Raw genomic sequence first — 18,214 nt, 5'->3', positions numbered from 1 at the left:
ATATTGTTTAATATTTATGAATAATTAGAATTTGAACCCAAAGGTAAGCAGCCCGCTAAATTCGTTTAGCTTGTAAGTTCCGGACTGAGAGGCCACTAGTAAATTGTCTGTGTTGGGCTCGTAGAATTTAGGGAACATGTATAAATCGTTCTTTTGGTTTTTAACAACAAACGCAACATCTACATAAAAATTAGGGGTGAAACGGTATCCTAATCCCCAAGTGAGGTGATTTATGTCTCCTTCTACCATATAGTGAGGTATTGTACCCGAAATTATAGCCGGTTGAATGTTATCTTTCAGATTGTCGTCAAATGCACTTTGTGTCCATGCATACCCTATACGTCCGGAGAATTGAGGTGTGATACGTACTTCGGCTCCAACTCTTACTGCCGATGCATTTTTAAAGTCTTGTTTTATAGCATTGTTTGAGCTTTCTAAAAAATAATCGCGTTTAGCATCCCGGTAATTCATATTATCCTTGTAATTTGTAAGCTCGTAATCGAAGCTTAATATTGCGCGGTTTGCAATTATTCCGGCCAAGCTTAATGTCCATTTATCGGGTGTTTTAAAGTCATATTCGGTGCGTCCTTCAGGTGTTAATATTGTTTTTGAAGCTTTCGACGATTCTAAATCTGCAAAATAGTAGTCTGTGAAGTTATACCAAGTAGGAGAATGATAAGAAACACCCACACGTATTTCTTCTATCGGTTTGAAAATAACACCTGCTTTTAGTTGTATTCCCGTACCGTCTGTTTTTAGGTTATTCATAAGGTCAAAACCTCCGCCATGTTCAAAATCTTCTTGGTAGCTCGAAAATAAACGATATTTCAAATCTGTAACAGAGAGGCTGGCACCTACACTTAAGATGTTCATAAAAGTTGTTCCCGCATTAAAGTCGTAAGAGCTTATTTCGCCACGTTCTTTTACGTATAAATCGCTATTAATTTTTTCGTCTTCGCGTAGTGCCGATCCTAGCCAATTGTCGGCACCTATTGCTGTAAGTTTTTCTTCATATCCTAATGTGCCCAGCCAATCGCCATCGTTGAAATTAGAGTTGTTAGCAACATCTCCTTCCGAATAATTTCCACGTTCGGCCATATAATCTGTCATAGAGATAGGTTTATTGCGGCCTCTCATTTGGTATTTTGTTTCGTAGCTTTTAAGCTTGTTATACGAAAAACCGAAGTTGATGAAAGGAATATCATCGTTGTTGACGGGGAATGCCCCCACGATACCTAAATTATCAAAGCTAACTTTAAATTTGCTTGTGCTGAGATTGCCAGGGCCAAAGTTAGTTTTAGATTCTCTGTTGGTAAAGTTTAATGTACCAACTACTTCGGACGATTTGTAAACACCAATACCTGCGGGGTTTATGCTTATTGCAGATATGTCGCCGCCTAATGCCCCAAAAGCTCCACCCATGGCTACGGAACGAGCTGTTCCTGTCAGGTCGTTGCGCGAATATCGCAAGGCATCGATTTCTCCCTGTGCAAAAATGGGAGCTCCTGCTAATAACGAGGCAAATACGCTGAGAAAAATTCGTTTCATGACGTTTGTATTTTTAGATTTCACACTCTTTTTACTTATGAGTCTTTTCTTAAAGAGCTGTCTTATGCTTTATAAAACAGCTCTTTATTAATTTATATTTTGGCCTTTTTTTTATCTGCCACGTCCGCCGCTACTGCCGCGTCCACTGCTGCTTCCGCCGGAGGATGATCTGCCAGACGATCCGCTGCTATAAGAACCACTGCTGCTCGATCTGCTTGACGACCCGCTACTGTAAGAGCCACTGCTACTGTTTGATCTGCTTGAAGAACTATTTCCGTATGAGCTATTGCTGTTACGCGAACTCGAACCTGAAACAGAACCTCTACTGTAATTTCCGGAAGATGAAGGGCGTGTTGTAACAGTTGCGCTACCTCTGCCCGAACTGGAAGATGGCCTTGTTGTTACGGAAGAACTGCTGCCTCTTGAATTTGTAGAAGATGGCCTTGTTGTCACACTCGAGTTATTACCTCTTCCTGATGAAGATGATGTTCCTGAGTTATAAGATGGTCTTGTAGTTCGACCGCTATTTACAGTTGAACTGTTATTTCTTCCTGAATTTGTAGACGATCTTGGGTTTACAGCCTCCCCTCTGCTGCTGGATGTTCCTCTGCCTGTCGAATAAGTGCCGCTTGTGCCTCTACCGTTGGATGTTCCTCTGCCTGAAGAATAAGTACCACTTGTTCCTCTACCGCTGGACGTTCCTCTGCCTGTAGAATATGTTCCGGAGTTGTTGCGTCCTGCGTATGAACTGCCCCGTCCGCTTGATGATACCGAACTGCCTCGTCCTGCGTAATTTCTTGGTCTGCTATTGCCGTACCAGCCGCCTCCGCCATGCCAGCCACTATTGCCCCAATGATGGTGTCCGTGATAGTGCCAATCGTTATGATAGTATGGGTAATTCCATCCCCAACCCCATCCCCATCCGTAATGTGGGCCGTACCATGAGTAATGCCAAGGATCGTACCAAGAGTAATAGTTGTGATACCATGGGTCGTACCAACGGTCGTACCAACGGTCGTACCATGAATAATATCCCATACCCCATAAGCCAAGTCTCCATCCCCGATGAGAATAATAATCGTCGTAGGTGCGATTGTTGACATATATGTTGATGTCGTTATCACTTGATATAGTAATACTATTAGCTGGTTTGTGGAATTTTATAATTCTGTCGGTGTACTGGTAATCTCCGAATTCGTCTGTATATAAAGTGTCGGTTTCAGTGTAATACAATTCGGTATTATCATTTCTACGGTTGTAGTCGTCAATGTTTATATTAACATTTCCTTCTGTTTCCATATAAATTTCACCATTATCTTTAACTACCATGACTCTTTGTGCCGATGGTACTGATGTTACAGTTGAATTGGTTGATGTTGATTGGGTTTGTTTTTTCTCTTTCTTAGGAGAACCTCCATAAATGTCATCCCAGTATTCTTGGGTCATTCCCATTAGAGGAAACAAAACTGCCAATATGATAAGTTTTGTTGTTTTCATTGTTTAAATCTCCTTTTTGCTTTAGTTTATAATTAATCGCAATCGATCTTTTATCTATTAGATTGCTTTTTTTCGAAAAGGTTTAATTGCTATTTGATTTTTGTTACACAGCAATTGCCCTCTTTTACAAAAATACAAATTAAATGCAATCTTTGTATTATATGACTCGAAAAAAGGTGCAATGTTGCTTGATCTTTGGTTAAAAAAAATAAATATAGTTTGCATTTTGTTGCTGCTTTGGTGGTTAGTTACTTGCCTTGATGTGCGGGAGATGAAAAATATTAAAGAAAATATTGGGATGCAATAAAATAAATGCTAATTTTGCAGTCCGAAAAATGAGAGGAGGTTGAGAGACTTATAGATTAAATATCTGTTGTGCAATAAAGATTGCTCGTCGCATTTGAAACATGTTTTTGTTGCAGATGCGGTTGGGTTTATTTTAATCTCCCGAGCCAAAGGAGTGTTTTTTGGCTGATATAATTAGAATAAAAAGAAATTAAAAATATTACAGTTATGATTATTGTACCGTTAAAAGAAGGCGAAAATATAGAAAAAGCCTTGAAAAAATTTAAAAGAAAATACGAAAAAACAGGTGTCGTAAAAGAGTTGAGACGTCGTCAAGCTTTTGAAAAGCCATCAGTTAGAAACAGAAAACAAAAAATCCATGCTGTTTATGTTCAGCAACTGAGAAGAATGGAGGAGTAATAGTCCTTGTTTTTGACAAAATAAATCCTTAACTTCGTTATCGGGATTTGAAGCTAAATCATAGATGACGACGTTGGTGCAAAAATATTTAAGTTATCTCCGTTATGAAAAGAATTATTCTTTACATACGGAGATTTCTTATTCAAAAGACCTTGCTCAGTTTGAAGAGTTTTTGTCCGAAAATTTAGAGGGAGTGTCGCTTGTTGATGTTGATTTGGATGTCGTTCGTCGGTGGATGGCGTATCTGATAGAGGAGGGGGTTAAGCCTCGTTCGGTAAATAGAAAGTTGAGCGCATTAAAGTCTTTTTATCGGTATCTTGTCAAACTTGGAGAAGTAAAAGTTAATCCGTTAAAGAGGTTAGTTGGTCCAAAAGTGGCAAAGCCTATTCCTTCGTTTGTTTCGGATGGCGATTTGGAGGGGGTGTTGGTTGATAGGACTGATGATGATGAATTTGAGAAATTGAGGGATCGGCTAATTGTTGAAGTTTTGTATCTTACAGGAATGAGGCGGGCCGAGCTTATTGGTTTAAAAGATGTGGATGTCGATTTCTCGATGAATCAGATACGTGTGACCGGTAAGCGGAATAAACAACGATTGATTCCCTTTGGCGAAGGTTTTGCTAATGTGTTGAAGGAGTATGTTTTAATGCGAGATGAAAATGTTAGAGATAGAACCGGCTACTTTTTTGTCAGACAAAATGGGAACCCTTTGTATCCAATGCTTGTTTATCGTATAGTGACTGATGTGTTAGGAACGATTCCTACTCTAGCGAAGACTAGTCCTCACGTGCTGAGGCATTCTTTTGCAACTGAGATGTTGAATGATGGAGCGGAATTGAATGCGGTAAAAGAGTTGTTGGGGCACTCAAGCTTGGCTTCAACCGAAGTTTATACCCATACATCGTTCGAAGAATTAAAAAAAAATTATAAAAAGGCTCATCCGAGAGCCTGAAACAGAAAAATAAAGGAGGTAAATATGGAAATTAGAATTCAAGCCCTTCATTTTGATGCGGCAGAAAGATTGAGAAGTTTTATCGAGAAGAAAGTGTCGAAATTGGAAAAATACTCTGATGGTATTACCGATGCAGAGGTTATCCTGAAAGTGATAAAGCCGGAAGTGGCTAATAATAAAGAGGCTTCGGTAAGGCTAAATGTGAAAAATGGCGAGTTTTTCGCAAACAAGGTTGCGGATAGTTTTGAGGAGGCTGTAGACTTAAGTGTGGAGGCTTTGGAAAAACAGTTGGTAAAGTTTAAAGAAAAATCGCAGGCTAAATAAAAATAAAGTAAATAAAGTTTTGGAATTAAGAAAATAATTTCTAATTTTGTCGCCGTTTCACAGAAAATGTGAGCGGCGACAAATGCCTATAAGCCTCTTTAGCTCAGTTGGCCAGAGCACGTGATTTGTAATCTCGGGGTCGTTGGTTCGAATCCGACAAGAGGCTCAAAAACAAGAGTGTTTGATAGAGGAGTCAAAATGTTTGAAGCAAAAGTGAAACCTCTGTTTTACAAACAATGCGGGAGTAGCTCAGTTGATAGAGCATTAGCCTTCCAAGCTGAGGGTCGCGGGTTTGAGCCCCGTCTCCCGCTCTTTTTGCTAATGCCAATGTAGCTCAGTGGTAGAGCACTTCCTTGGTAAGGAAGAGGTCACGGGTTCAAGTCCCGTCATGGGCTCTATTTTTTGGTTTTACTGTTTCCTTTATTTAAATAAACAGTTTTTTTATTGAAAAGTTTTGAAAACAATACAAAAAGCAATCATTAATTAAATAACTACTTTTTATTATGGCAAAAGAACATTTTAACCGGTCGAAAGCGCACGTTAACATCGGTACAATTGGTCACGTTGACCATGGTAAGACTACTCTTACTGCTGCTATCACTACTGTGTTGGCAAAAAACGGTCTTTCAGAAATGAAGTCATTCGACCAAATTGATAATGCTCCTGAAGAAAAAGAACGCGGTATTACAATCAATACTTCACACGTTGAATATGAAACTGCTACCCGTCACTATGCTCACGTAGACTGTCCAGGACACGCCGACTACGTAAAAAACATGGTAACAGGTGCTGCTCAGATGGACGGTGCTATCATCGTAGTTGCTGCTACTGATGGACCTATGCCTCAAACTCGTGAGCACATCCTTTTGGCTCGCCAGGTAAACGTTCCTCGTCTTGTTGTATTCATGAATAAATGTGATATCGTTGATGACGAAGAAATGTTAGAACTAGTTGAAATGGAAATGAGAGAACTTCTTTCATTCTACAGTTTCGACGGAGATAATACTCCTGTTATCCGTGGATCAGCTCTTGGAGCATTAAACGGAGTTGCTCAATGGGAAGAGCAAGTAATGGAGCTTATGAACAATGTTGATACTTGGATTCCACTTCCTCCACGTGATGTTGATAAACCATTCCTTATGCCAGTTGAAGACGTATTCTCGATCACAGGTCGTGGTACTGTAGCAACAGGTCGTATCGAAACTGGTATCATCAAATCTGGTGAAGAGGTTCAAATTATTGGTCTTGGATCAGAAAACAAAAAATCAGTTGTTACAGGAGTAGAAATGTTCCGTAAAATCCTTGACGAAGGTCAGGCTGGTGACAACGTTGGTCTTTTGCTTCGTGGTATCGATAAAGAAGAAATCAAACGTGGTATGGTTATTACTCACCCCGGAAAAGTTACTCCTCACACTAAATTCAAAGCAGAGGTGTATATCTTGAAAAAAGAAGAAGGTGGTCGTCATACTCCATTCCATAACAAATATCGTCCTCAGTTCTATTTACGTACATTAGACGTAACAGGTGAAATTTCTTTACCAGAAGGAACAGACATGGTTATGCCAGGCGATAACTTGACTATTACTGTAGAATTGATCTATCCAGTAGCATGTAGCGTAGGTCTTCGTTTCGCTATTCGCGAAGGTGGACGTACAGTAGGTGCAGGTCAGATTACTGAAATCGTTGAATAATTAGATATTCTTGATCCGTTAAAGCCGGACGAAATAAGCCGGCTTTAATTTTTACGGGTTTAGCTCAGTTGGTAGAGCACTGGTCTCCAAAACCAGGTGTCGGGAGTTCGAGTCTCTCAACCCGTGCAAAACTTGCATTATGATGAAAAAAATAATTAATTCGATAAAGGATTCTTATAACGAGCTTGTTTATAAAGTTTCTTGGCCAACCAGGGCCGAAGTATCGAGCAGTGCCGTTGTTGTTATGATTGCTTCCCTCATAATGGCATTGGTGGTTTTTGGCGTAGATTCCGTATTCCAAGGAGTTATGGATTTTATCTACGGAGTTTCTAAAATTAAGGATGGCAACGCTTGAATTACTCTAACTTGAGAATGTAAAAATGACTGAAATTGAAAAAAAATGGTATGTTTTACGTGCTGTTAGTGGAAAAGAAGCAAAAGTCAAAGAATATCTTGAGACAGAGATGAAAAAAACAGATCTTGGGAAATACGTTTCTCAGGTTCTGATTCCAACTGAAAAAACTTATATCATTCGTAACGGAAAGAAAGTTTTACGTGAGAAAGCTTATCTTCCCGGATATATTTTGATAGAAGCAGCTTTGGTTGGTGAAGTAGTTCATCAGCTGCGCAATATTAATTATGTTGCAGGTTTTTTACCCGATGCTGCAAACCCACAGCCTCTTAAACAATCGGAAGTAAACCGTATACTCGGTACTATGGACGAATTGGAAGAGCAAAATGGGGAAATGGATGTACAATACTTTGTTGGCGAAAATGTGAAAGTGACTAATGGTCCTTTCAGTGGTTTTTCTGGCATTGTAGAAGAGGTAAATGTCGAAAAGAAGAAACTCAAAGTTATGGTTAAAATTTTCGGACGTAAAACTCCGTTAGAACTAACCTACATGCAAGTTGAAAAAGAACAATAAAATTGGTTACGCAATTTAGTTCTGATTCAGACCAAGTTGATTTAAAATCAAAATTTAATTAAAAAGAACGGAAATGGCTAAAGAAATTGCTGGGCAATTAAAATTACAGATTAAAGGCGGTGCAGCAAATCCATCTCCTCCTGTAGGACCTGCATTGGGTTCGAAGGGGATTAATATTATGGATTTTTGCAAGCAATTTAACGCCCGAACTCAGGACAAAGCCGGCAAAGTATTACCAGTGGTAATAACATATTATGCCGACAAGTCTTTTGATTTTATCGTTAAAAATCCACCTGTAGCAGTACAATTGCTTGAAGCTTCTAAATTGAAAAGCGGATCAGCTGAACCAAACCGTAAAAAAGTTTCGGAAATTACCTGGGATCAGGTTAAGGCTATCGCTGAAGACAAAATGTCTGACTTGAATTGCTTTACAGTTGAAGCAGCTATGAAAATGGTTGCAGGTACGGCTCGCAGTATGGGGATTACAGTAAAAGGGGCCTTCCCTGATGTTCAATAACTAAACTTCAATTGAGAGAAATGGGTAAACTTACAAAAAATCAAAAGTTAGCTTTCAGTAAAATTGAAGCAGGGAAATCTTATTCACTCAAAGAAGCATCGGCTTTAGTTAAAGAAATAACAGTGACTAAGTTTGATGCATCGGTTGATATCGATGTTCGTTTGGGTGTTGATCCTCGTAAAGCTAACCAAATGGTAAGAGGTGTTGTATCTCTACCTCACGGTACAGGCAAACAAGTACGAGTTCTAGTGTTATGTTCTCCTGATGCAGAGGCTGCTGCTAAAGAAGCCGGTGCGGATTACGTAGGATTAGACGAGTATATCGAGAAAATCAAAGGAGGTTGGACAGATATTGATGTGATCATTACACAACCTGCTATAATGGGAAAAATAGGTGCTTTAGGTCGTGTTTTAGGGCCTAGGGGTTTAATGCCTAACCCAAAGAGTGGTACAGTAACAATGGATGTAGCAAAGGCTGTAACTGAGGTTAAAGCTGGTAAAATCGACTTTAAAGTTGATAAAGCGGGTATCATCCATGCTTCTATAGGAAAAGTATCTTTCTCTCCGGATAAAATCAGGGATAATGCGAAAGAATTTATTGCTACGCTTATCAAATTGAAACCGGCTGCAGCAAAAGGTACTTATGTTAAGAGTGTATTTCTTTCAAGTACTATGAGCCCGGGTATTAAAATAGACCCTAAGACTGTAGAGGAAATCTAAAAAATGATTTGAATTATGAGAAAGGAAGATAAAAACACTATTATAAGTACAATTGCGGCTACCGTAAAAGAATATGGTAACTTTTACTTGACTAATATCGAATCTTTAAATGCAGATAAGACTAGTCAGTTAAGACGTGAGTGTTTTAAACAAGACATCAAATTGGTGGTTGTGAAAAATACTTTGCTGCAAAAAGCATTAGAATCGCTTGATACAGATTTTTCTGAATTAACACCTGTTTTGAAGGGAAATACAGCTATCATGTTTTCTGATGTTGCTAATGCGCCTGCTAAGCTTATAGAGAAGTTCGCAGATAAAAAGACAGGTATTCCTGCTTTTAAAGCTGCTTATGTTCAAGAAAGTTTCTATATAGGAGCTAACAATCTTAAAGCACTAGTAAACATCAAGAGCAAAAACGAACTTATCGGGGATGTTATTGCAGCATTGCAAGCTCCAGCGAAAAACGTTATTTCAGCTCTACAATCGGGAGGATCCACTATTCATGGAGTATTGGAAACCCTTTCAAAAAGATAAATTTATACATTAAACAAAACGAAGTAATAACAACTTTAAAACATTATAAAAATGGCAGATTTGAAAGCTTTTGCTGAACAATTAGTAAATTTGACTGTAAAAGAAGTTAGCGAACTTGCTGAGATTCTTAAAACTGAATACGGAATCGAGCCTGCTGCTGCAGCTGTTGCTGTTGCTGCTCCTGCTGCGGGTGGAGACGCTGCTGCAGAAGAGAAAACTTCTTTCGACGTAATCCTTAAATCGGCTGGTGCAAACAAATTAGCAGTGGTAAAAGCTGTTAAAGAATTAGCTGGTATCGGATTGAAAGAGGCTAAAGATATAGTTGACGCTGCTCCTAGCGAATTGAAAAAAGATGTAAGTAAAGATGAAGCAGATTCATTGAAAAAACAACTAGAAGAAGCTGGAGCTGAAGTTGAACTTAAGTAAACACAACCTGTAACCAGGATATTTGGTTAGGAACCCTGATTAAAAAGGGTTCTTAACCTTTTTGCGTCAAAAATAATAAGTTCATAAAATAGAGTATTCCATGTCTTCAACAATAAATCAAAAAAGAGTAAATTTTGCTTCAATTAAGAATCCACTTCACTATCCGGATTTTCTTGAAGTACAATTAAAGTCGTTTCAAGACTTTTTACAACTTGACACCCCACCCGAAAAAAGAAAAAAAGAAGGCCTGTACAAAGTTTTCGCTGAAAATTTTCCGATAACCGATACTCGTAACAACTTTGTTTTAGAGTTTTTGGATTATTTTATTGATCCCCCACGTTACACTATTGATGAGTGTGTTGAGCGAGGATTGACATATAGCGTACCTTTGAAAGCTAAATTAAAGCTTTATTGTACAGACCCTGATCATGAAGATTTTGATACTGTAATTCAGGATGTATATCTTGGATTAATTCCATATATGACAGAAAAAGGAACTTTTGTTATCAATGGAGCAGAACGTGTTGTTGTTTCTCAATTACACCGTTCTCCAGGCGTGTTTTTTGGTCAAAGCCAGCATGCTAATGGTACAAAACTTTATTCTGCACGTATCATACCTTTTAAAGGTTCATGGATCGAATTTGCAACAGACATTAATAATGTGATGTATGCATATATTGATCGTAAAAAGAAATTACCGGTTACAACTTTATTGAGAGCCATCGGTTTCGAAAGTGATAGGAATATCCTTGAAATTTTCGACTTGGCTGAAGAAGTGAAAGTAACTAAGCAAAATCTGAAAAAAGTTATAGGCCGTAAATTGGCTGCCCGTATCTTGAAAACATGGATGGAGGATTTTGTTGATGAAGATACCGGTGAGGTAACATCTATTGAACGTAATGAAGTTATTATTGAGCGTGAGACTATAATAGAAGCAGATCATCTTGACGCAATATTGGAGTCGGGAGTTTCTTCAATTCTTTTACATAAAGAAAGTCAGAACAGCTCTGATTATACTATTATATATAATACATTACAAAAAGACCCTAGTAACTCGGAAATCGATGCCGTTCGTCATATATACCGTCAGCTGAGAAGTGCTGAGCCGGCTGATGATACAAGTGCACGCGAGGTTATAAATAACTTGTTTTTCTCTGAAAAACGTTATGATTTGGGTGAAGTTGGACGTTACAGATTAAATAAAAAATTAAATCTGTCGACCGATGTAGATATTCGTGTCTTGACAAAAGAAGACATGATTGAGATCATCAAATATCTGATCGAACTTATAAATTCGAAAGCAATAGTTGATGATATCGACCACTTGAGTAATCGTCGTGTACGTACAGTTGGAGAACAGCTTTATAACCAATTTGGTGTTGGGCTTAACCGTATGGCACGTATTATTCGCGAACGTATGAATGTTCGTGATAACGAGGTGTTTACTCCGGTCGATCTTATTAATGCTAAAACAATATCTTCGGTTGTTAATACGTTCTTTGGTACTAACGCTTTGTCGCAGTTTATGGATCAAACCAATCCGTTGGCTGAGATAACTCATAAACGTCGTATGTCGGCATTAGGACCTGGTGGTCTTTCTCGCGAAAGAGCAGGGTTTGAGGTGCGTGACGTGCACTATACGCATTATGGGCGTTTGTGTCCTATCGAAACTCCTGAAGGGCCTAATATTGGTTTGATATCATCTCTTTGTGTTTACGCAAAAATTAACGACTTAGGATTTATTGAAACTCCTTATCGTAAAATAGAAAACCACAAGGTTGATTTGTCGGAGAACGGTATCGTATATTTGGCTGCAGAAGAGGAGGAAGAAAAAATCATAGCACAAGGCAATGCTCCTTTGTCGGAAGATGGTTCTTTTATACGTAACCGTGTAAAAGCCCGCCAGGATGCAGACTATCCATTGGTTGCGCCCGAAGAGGTTGAGTTAATGGACGTATCGCCTACGCAAATTGCATCAATAGCTGCATCTTTGATTCCTTTCCTTGAGCATGATGATGCTAACCGTGCATTGATGGGTTCTAATATGATGCGCCAGGCAGTACCATTGTTGCGCACCGAGTCTCCTATTGTAGGTACAGGTATCGAAGGTCAATTGATCCGCGATTCTCGTACACAGATTGTAGCAGAAGGAACAGGTGAAGTTATATATGTAGATGCAAATACTATAAAAATTAAATATGACAGAACTGCGGATGAAGATTTTGTAAATTTTGACGATGCTGTTAAAACTTACAACATTCCTAAATTCCGTAAGACTAACCAAAATACGACAATCGACCTTCGTCCTATATGTAGGAAGGGCGATAGAGTTGTAGTAGACCAGATATTAACAGAAGGTTATTCTACCGAAGACGGTGAATTGGCTTTAGGTAAAAACCTAAAAGTGGCATTCATGCCTTGGAAGGGATATAACTTCGAGGATGCGATTGTATTGAACGAGCGGATTGTACGTGAGGATATCTTTACATCTATCCATGTTGAAGAATTTGCATTAGAGGTACGTGATACTAAACGTGGGGTTGAAGAGTTAACTTCTGATATACCGAACGTGAGCGAAGATGCAACAAAAGATCTGGATGAAAGAGGTATTGTACGAATTGGAGCACGTATCGGCCCCGGAGACATTCTTATAGGTAAGATAACACCTAAAGGAGAATCGGATCCTTCGCCCGAAGAAAAACTTCTTCGTGCTATATTCGGAGATAAAGCCGGAGACGTGAAAGATGCTTCGTTAAAAGCTTCTCCTTCGTTAAACGGTGTTGTTATCGGTACAAATCTATTTTCTAAAGCTGCGAAGAAAGGTAAAACAAAACTTTCGAGCAAAGCTTTATTACCTAAACTTGACGAAGAATACGAAGTTAAGATGTCGGAATTAAAGTCAATCTTGGTTGATAAGATTTTGGCACTGACTGATGGTAAGGTTTCGGAAGGCGTTAAGGATTATCTTAATGTCGAAATTATAGCTAAGGGTGCTAAATTTACAAAAAGTGCGCTTGATAATATTGATTACGAGACTATACAAGTTAGCAGTTGGACATCGGATGAGCACAAGAATGGACTTATCAGAGATGTTATTGTAAACTATCTGCGTAAGTATAAAGAATTGGATGCCGAGCTTAAACGTAAACGTTTTGATTTGATTATCGGGGACGAATTACCTTCGGGTATTGTTCAGATAGCAAAAGTTTATGTTGCTAAAAAGCGTAAAATACAGGTTGGAGATAAGATGGCGGGTCGCCACGGAAATAAAGGTATCGTATCGCGTATTGTGCGCGAAGAGGATATGCCTTTCTTACCGGATGGTTCTCCTGTTGATATCGTGTTGAATCCTCTAGGGGTGCCTTCACGTATGAACCTTGGACAGATTTTCGAAACTGTGCTAGGTTGGGCAGGTAAAGAATTAGGTGTTAAATTTGCTACTCCTATTTTTGACGGTGCAAGTCTTGACGATTTGAACGAATGGACGGATAAAGCAGGTGTGCCCCGTTATGGTAAAGCATATTTATGCGATGGAGGAACAGGCGATCGTTTTGACCAGCCGGCAACAGTGGGTATCATTTACATGCTGAAACTGGGTCACATGGTTGAAGACAAAATGCACGCCCGTTCAATTGGTCCTTATTCACTTATTACGCAACAGCCACTTGGAGGTAAGGCTCAGTTCGGGGGACAACGTTTTGGAGAGATGGAGGTTTGGGCACTTGAAGCATTTGGTGCAGCCCATATCTTGCAAGAAATCCTGACAATTAAGTCCGACGACGTAATGGGACGTTCTAAGGCTTACGAAGCTATTGTTAAAGGCGATCCTATGCCACAAGCTGGCATCCCCGAATCGTTGAACGTATTGCTTCACGAAATGAAAGGTCTTGGACTAAGCGTAACGCTTGATTAAACTTAATAGCCGTGGCCAACAGCATGGTTGTGCTGTTGGCCGGCGGTTTCTAGATACTCTAATAAAAATAGCTATTGGCATAGCTTATAGCTAACAGCTTTTAAAGACAAAAAGTAATATGGCTTTTAGGAAAGAGAATACTAAAGTAAAGAGTAGTTTTTCAAAAATTACCGTCAGTCTTGCTTCACCAGAGGAAATACTCGAAGCATCGAGCGGAGAAGTTTTGAAACCCGAAACAATAAATTATCGTACCTACAAACCCGAGCGTGACGGTCTTTTCTGCGAACGTATATTCGGGCCTGTAAAGGACTACGAGTGTCATTGTGGAAAATATAAGAGAATACGTTACAAGGGTATCGTTTGCGACCGTTGTGGTGTAGAAGTTACAGAAAAGAAGGTGCGTCGCGAACGTACCGGACACATTCATTTAGTTGTGCCTGTAGCTCATATCTGGTATTTCCGTTCATTACCTAATAAAATAGGTTATTTGCTTGGAATACAGACTAAAAAACTTGATTCAATAATTTATTACGAGCGTTATGTTGTAATACAGGCTGGTATTAAAGCTGAAGATGGTGTAGCTGAAAAAGATCTTCTTACAGAAGAAGAATACTTGAATATATTGGATACGCTTCCGAAAGAAAACCAAATGTTAGACGATACAGACCCTAATAAGTTTATCGCTAAAATGGGTGCGGAAGCTATTTATGACTTGTTGGCTCGGATTAATTTAGATTCGCAAGCTAACTATTTGCGTCATAAAGCAAATACCGATACTTCGCAACAACGTAAAAACGAAGCGTTGAAACAACTTCAGATTGTTGAAGCTTTCCGTGGTTCTAAAGGAAAGAACCGTCCTGAATGGATGATTGTTAAAATTGTTCCGGTTATTCCACCAGAATTACGTCCGCTTGTTCCTCTTGATGGAGGACGTTTTGCAACATCGGATTTAAACGACCTTTATCGTCGTGTTATTATCAGAAATAATCGTCTGAAAAGACTAATTGATATTAAAGCTCCGGATGTGATTTTGCGTAACGAAAAACGTATGCTTCAAGAAGCTGTCGATTCGTTATTTGATAACTCACGTAAATCCAGTGCTGTTAAGACTGATGCTAACCGTCCGTTGAAATCTCTTTCGGATAGTTTGAAAGGTAAACAAGGACGTTTTCGTCAGAATCTGTTAGGTAAGCGTGTCGATTATTCTGCTCGTTCGGTTATTGTTGTTGGTCCCGAATTGAAAATGCATGAGTGTGGTTTGCCTAAAAATATGGCAGCCGAACTATATAAACCATTTGTTATTCGTAAGCTTATTGAGCGTGGAATAGTTAAAACAGTTAAATCTGCAAAGAAAATTGTAGATAGAAAGGAACCTGTTGTTTGGGATATTCTTGAACACGTAATGAAAGGTCACCCTGTTCTGCTTAACCGTGCCCCAACGCTTCACCGTTTAGGTATACAGGCCTTCCAGCCAAAAATGATTGAAGGTAAAGCTATTCAGTTGCACCCTCTTGCTTGTACGGCGTTCAATGCCGACTTCGATGGTGACCAGATGGCGGTGCACTTACCTTTAGGTAATGAGGCTGTGCTTGAAGCACAAATGTTGATGCTTGCTTCGCATAATATTTTGAACCCTGCTAATGGAGCACCTATTACAGTGCCTTCGCAGGACATGGTTTTGGGATTGTATTATATAACAAAAATACGTCCCGGAGCAATAGGCGAAGGGTTAACTTTCTATGGTGCTGAAGAAGCAATCATTGCATATAATGAGAAGAAAGTTGATATTCACTCTTTAGTAAAAGTATATGTAAGAGACTTGGACGAAAACGGAAAAGAAGCTCTTATTATGCGTGAAACTACAGTTGGCCGTATTTTAGTTAATCAGTTTACGCCTTCGGAAGTTGGATTTATTAATGAGGTACTTTCTAAAAAATCACTAAGGGATATTATCGGAAATATTATTAAGTTAGCAGGAGTTGCTAAAACTGCTGATTTTCTTGATAATATTAAAGATTTAGGATATACTATGGCATTCAAAGGTGGACTATCGTTTAACCTTGAAGATGTGATTATTCCTGAAGAAAAAGAAGAACTTGTTCAGAAAGGATACGACGAAGTTGAACAGATAATGAATAACTATAACATGGGATTCATTACTTACAACGAACGTTACAATCAGATTATTGATACTTGGACACATATAAACTCCCGTTTATCTAACATTTTGATGAAACAGTTATCTGAGGATAATCAAGGTTTCAATTCGGTATATATGATGTTGGATTCCGGAGCTCGTGGATCGAAAGAACAGATTCGCCAGCTTTCGGGTATGAGGGGGCTGATGGCTAAACCACAAAAGAGTGGGGCAGAAGGTGGTCAGATTATTGAAAACCCAATCCTTTCTAACTTTAAAGAAGGTTTGTCTGTGTTAGAGTACTTTATCTCTACCCACGGTGCGCGTAAAGGTCTTGCCGATACAGCATTGAAGACAGCCGATGCGGGATATTTAACACGTCGTCTAGTTGACGTATCGCAAGATGTAATTATCAACGAAGAAGACTGTGGTACATTGCGCGGACTTGTTTGTACAGAGTTGAAAAACAACGAAGAGGTTGTTGCTTCACTATACGAACGTATTCTGGGTCGTGTATCGGTTCATGATATACAACATCCTCAAACAGGAGAGGTTATTGTGAAATCGGGCGAAGAAATTAAAGAAGACGCAGCTCAATTTATTCAAAATTCACCAATCGAACGTGTTGAGATTCGTTCGGTACTTACTTGTGAATCTAAACGTGGTGTTTGTGCTAAATGTTACGGACGTAATCTTGCCACAAGTAATATGGTACAGAAGGGTGAAGCTGTTGGTGTTATTGCTGCACAGTCTATTGGAGAGCCGGGTACACAGCTTACACTTCGTACGTTCCACGTAGGGGGTATTGCCTCGAATATTGCAACAGAAAGTAACATAACAACCAAATACGACGGTATACTGGAGATAGATGATCTTCGTGTTGTAGATGTGACCGGTGAAGATGGTAAAAAACATCAGGTTGTTGTAAGCCGTTTGGTTGAACTTCGTGTTGTAGATCCAAATACAAATATTGTATTACTTACTCACAACATACCTTATGGTGCTAAGCTATACTTTAAAAACGGCGCCACAGTTAAAAAAGGTGATGTGATTTGTGAATGGGACCCGTTCAATGCGGTAATTATTTCGGAGGTAACCGGACGTATCAAGTTCGAAAACCTTATCGAGAATGTTACTTACAAAGTTGAATCGGATGAACAAACAGGTTTAAGAGAAAAAATCATTATAGAATCGCGTGATAAGACAAAAGCTCCTGAAGCTCAAATCTTGGACGAGAAAGGTAATGTTCTTAAAACATACAGTTTACCATTAAGTGCCCACGTAATAAAAGAAGAAGGCGATACAATGATTGCAGGGGATGTTCTTGTTAAGATGCCTCGTGCAGTAGGTAAAGCCGGGGATATTACCGGAGGTCTTCCTCGTGTTACCGAATTGTTCGAAGCTCGTAATCCTTCTAATCCTGCCGTAGTGTCGGAAATTGATGGAGAGGTATCGTTCGGTAAAATTAAGCGTGGTAACCGCGAGGTTATTGTAACTTCGAAACTTGGTGAGGTTAAGAAATATCTTGTGCCTCTATCGAAACAAATACTTGTTCAGGAAAATGACTTTGTTAGAGCCGGAATGCCTCTATCAGACGGAGCAACTACTCCATCAGACATTCTCGCTATTATGGGGCCAACAGCCGTTCAGGAATACATTGTAAATGAAGTTCAGGACGTATATCGCTTGCAAGGTGTGAAGATCAATGATAAACACTTTGAAGTAATCGTACGTCAGATGATGCGCAAGGTTGAAATTGTAGATCCGGGAGATACTCGATTCCTTGAACAACAGGTTGTTGACAAGAACGATGTGATGGAAGAAAACGACCGTATATGGGGTAAGAAAGTGATTGTTGATGCAGGAGATTCTACAACTTTCGAGCAAGGACAGATTGTAACTGCCCGTAAACTAAGGGATGAGAATTCGATGTTGAAACGTCGTGACTTACGTTTGGTTGAAGTTCGTGATGCAATACCTGCTACAGCTAATCAAATTCTGCAAGGTATTACTCGCGCGGCTCTGCAAACAACCAGCTTTATGTCGGCTGCGTCGTTCCAGGAAACTACTAAGGTATTGAACGATGCTGCAATTAATGCTAAAGTTGACCGTTTAGATGGTTTGAAAGAGAACGTTATTTGTGGACGTTTAATTCCTGCCGGTACAGGACAACGAGAGTTTGAAAAACTTGTTGTCGGAGCAAAAGAAGATTTCGACAGGGTTTCGGCTAATCGCAGAACTGTAGTTGATATCGATACTGTAGAGTAATTTATTAGTATATTTTAATCTTTTAGATAATAAAAGAGAAGCATATTAAACCTATGC

The 18,214-nt window shown here is 39.2% G+C and carries 14 protein-coding genes and 4 tRNA genes; 16 read left to right on the top strand and 2 right to left on the bottom strand.

Annotated features, from left to right (window positions below; translation table 11 throughout):
• Positions 1–24: 24 nt before the first annotated feature.
• On the bottom strand, positions 25–1,548 hold the full coding sequence (locus D0T53_RS00530) for an OmpP1/FadL family transporter (RefSeq protein WP_163263986.1): 1,524 nt from the start codon (positions 1,546–1,548) through the stop codon (positions 25–27).
• A 111-nt stretch (positions 1,549–1,659) separates the two neighbouring features.
• Positions 1,660–3,045 carry a hypothetical protein gene (locus tag D0T53_RS00525; protein ID WP_255489365.1) on the bottom strand — a complete coding sequence of 462 codons (1,386 nt, stop codon included), beginning with the start codon at positions 3,043–3,045 and terminating at the stop codon, positions 1,660–1,662.
• A 513-nt stretch (positions 3,046–3,558) separates the two neighbouring features.
• Here D0T53_RS00525 and rpsU point away from each other — a divergent pair.
• The 16 genes from rpsU to rpoC all read left to right on the top strand — a co-directional run bounded on the left by rpsU (position 3,559) and on the right by rpoC (position 18,157).
• A complete protein-coding gene (gene rpsU / locus D0T53_RS00520) occupies positions 3,559–3,750 on the top strand; it encodes a 30S ribosomal protein S21 (RefSeq protein ID WP_163263984.1) in 192 nt (63 codons plus the stop codon).
• 64 nt (positions 3,751–3,814) lie between these two features.
• Positions 3,815–4,702 carry a tyrosine-type recombinase/integrase gene (locus tag D0T53_RS00515; protein WP_163263982.1) on the top strand — a complete coding sequence of 296 codons (888 nt, stop codon included), beginning with the start codon at positions 3,815–3,817 and terminating at the stop codon, positions 4,700–4,702.
• 24 nt (positions 4,703–4,726) lie between these two features.
• The gene (hpf, locus tag D0T53_RS00510) at positions 4,727–5,026 is read left to right on the top strand and encodes a ribosome hibernation-promoting factor, HPF/YfiA family (RefSeq protein ID WP_163263980.1); all 300 of its coding nucleotides are present in this window, start codon (positions 4,727–4,729) and stop codon (positions 5,024–5,026) included.
• Positions 5,027–5,118: 92 nt separating this feature from the next.
• Positions 5,119–5,192, top strand: a tRNA-Thr gene (locus D0T53_RS00505).
• Between the two features lie 72 nt (positions 5,193–5,264).
• Positions 5,265–5,337, top strand: a tRNA-Gly gene (locus tag D0T53_RS00500).
• A 12-nt stretch (positions 5,338–5,349) separates the two neighbouring features.
• Positions 5,350–5,421, top strand: a tRNA-Thr gene (locus D0T53_RS00495).
• A 108-nt stretch (positions 5,422–5,529) separates the two neighbouring features.
• Positions 5,530–6,717 carry an elongation factor Tu gene (gene tuf, locus D0T53_RS00490; protein ID WP_163263978.1) on the top strand — a complete coding sequence of 396 codons (1,188 nt, stop codon included), beginning with the start codon at positions 5,530–5,532 and terminating at the stop codon, positions 6,715–6,717.
• Positions 6,718–6,770: 53 nt separating this feature from the next.
• A tRNA-Trp gene (locus tag D0T53_RS00485) sits at positions 6,771–6,843 on the top strand.
• A gap of 13 nt (positions 6,844–6,856) precedes the next feature.
• Positions 6,857–7,072, top strand: a complete 216-nt coding sequence (secE, locus tag D0T53_RS00480) for a preprotein translocase subunit SecE (RefSeq protein WP_163263976.1) — start codon at positions 6,857–6,859, stop codon at positions 7,070–7,072.
• 25 nt (positions 7,073–7,097) lie between these two features.
• Positions 7,098–7,643 carry a transcription termination/antitermination protein NusG gene (gene nusG / locus D0T53_RS00475; RefSeq protein WP_163263974.1) on the top strand — a complete coding sequence of 182 codons (546 nt, stop codon included), beginning with the start codon at positions 7,098–7,100 and terminating at the stop codon, positions 7,641–7,643.
• A gap of 73 nt (positions 7,644–7,716) precedes the next feature.
• Positions 7,717–8,160, top strand: coding sequence for a 50S ribosomal protein L11 (rplK, locus tag D0T53_RS00470; protein WP_163263972.1), 444 nt, complete (start codon positions 7,717–7,719; stop codon positions 8,158–8,160).
• Positions 8,161–8,180: 20 nt separating this feature from the next.
• Positions 8,181–8,879 (top strand): 50S ribosomal protein L1, encoded by a 699-nt coding sequence (gene rplA, locus D0T53_RS00465; protein ID WP_163263970.1) that lies wholly within the window; start codon positions 8,181–8,183, stop codon positions 8,877–8,879.
• 15 nt (positions 8,880–8,894) lie between these two features.
• On the top strand, positions 8,895–9,413 hold the full coding sequence (gene rplJ / locus D0T53_RS00460) for a 50S ribosomal protein L10 (protein ID WP_163263968.1): 519 nt from the start codon (positions 8,895–8,897) through the stop codon (positions 9,411–9,413).
• 51 nt (positions 9,414–9,464) lie between these two features.
• Entirely contained in the window at positions 9,465–9,839 is a 375-nt protein-coding gene (gene rplL, locus D0T53_RS00455) for a 50S ribosomal protein L7/L12 (protein WP_163263966.1), read from the top strand.
• A 100-nt stretch (positions 9,840–9,939) separates the two neighbouring features.
• The gene (rpoB, locus tag D0T53_RS00450) at positions 9,940–13,752 is read left to right on the top strand and encodes a DNA-directed RNA polymerase subunit beta (protein WP_163263964.1); all 3,813 of its coding nucleotides are present in this window, start codon (positions 9,940–9,942) and stop codon (positions 13,750–13,752) included.
• Positions 13,753–13,870: 118 nt separating this feature from the next.
• Positions 13,871–18,157 (top strand): DNA-directed RNA polymerase subunit beta', encoded by a 4,287-nt coding sequence (rpoC, locus tag D0T53_RS00445; protein WP_163263963.1) that lies wholly within the window; start codon positions 13,871–13,873, stop codon positions 18,155–18,157.
• Positions 18,158–18,214 lie beyond the last annotated feature (57 nt).

It is taken from the genome of Dysgonomonas sp. 216 (assembly GCF_010501065.1).
Classification (GTDB): Bacteria; Bacteroidota; Bacteroidia; order Bacteroidales; family Dysgonomonadaceae; genus QVMM01.
Note: the sequence above shows the minus strand (reverse complement) of the source record. Positions and strands in the feature narration are given on the sequence as shown.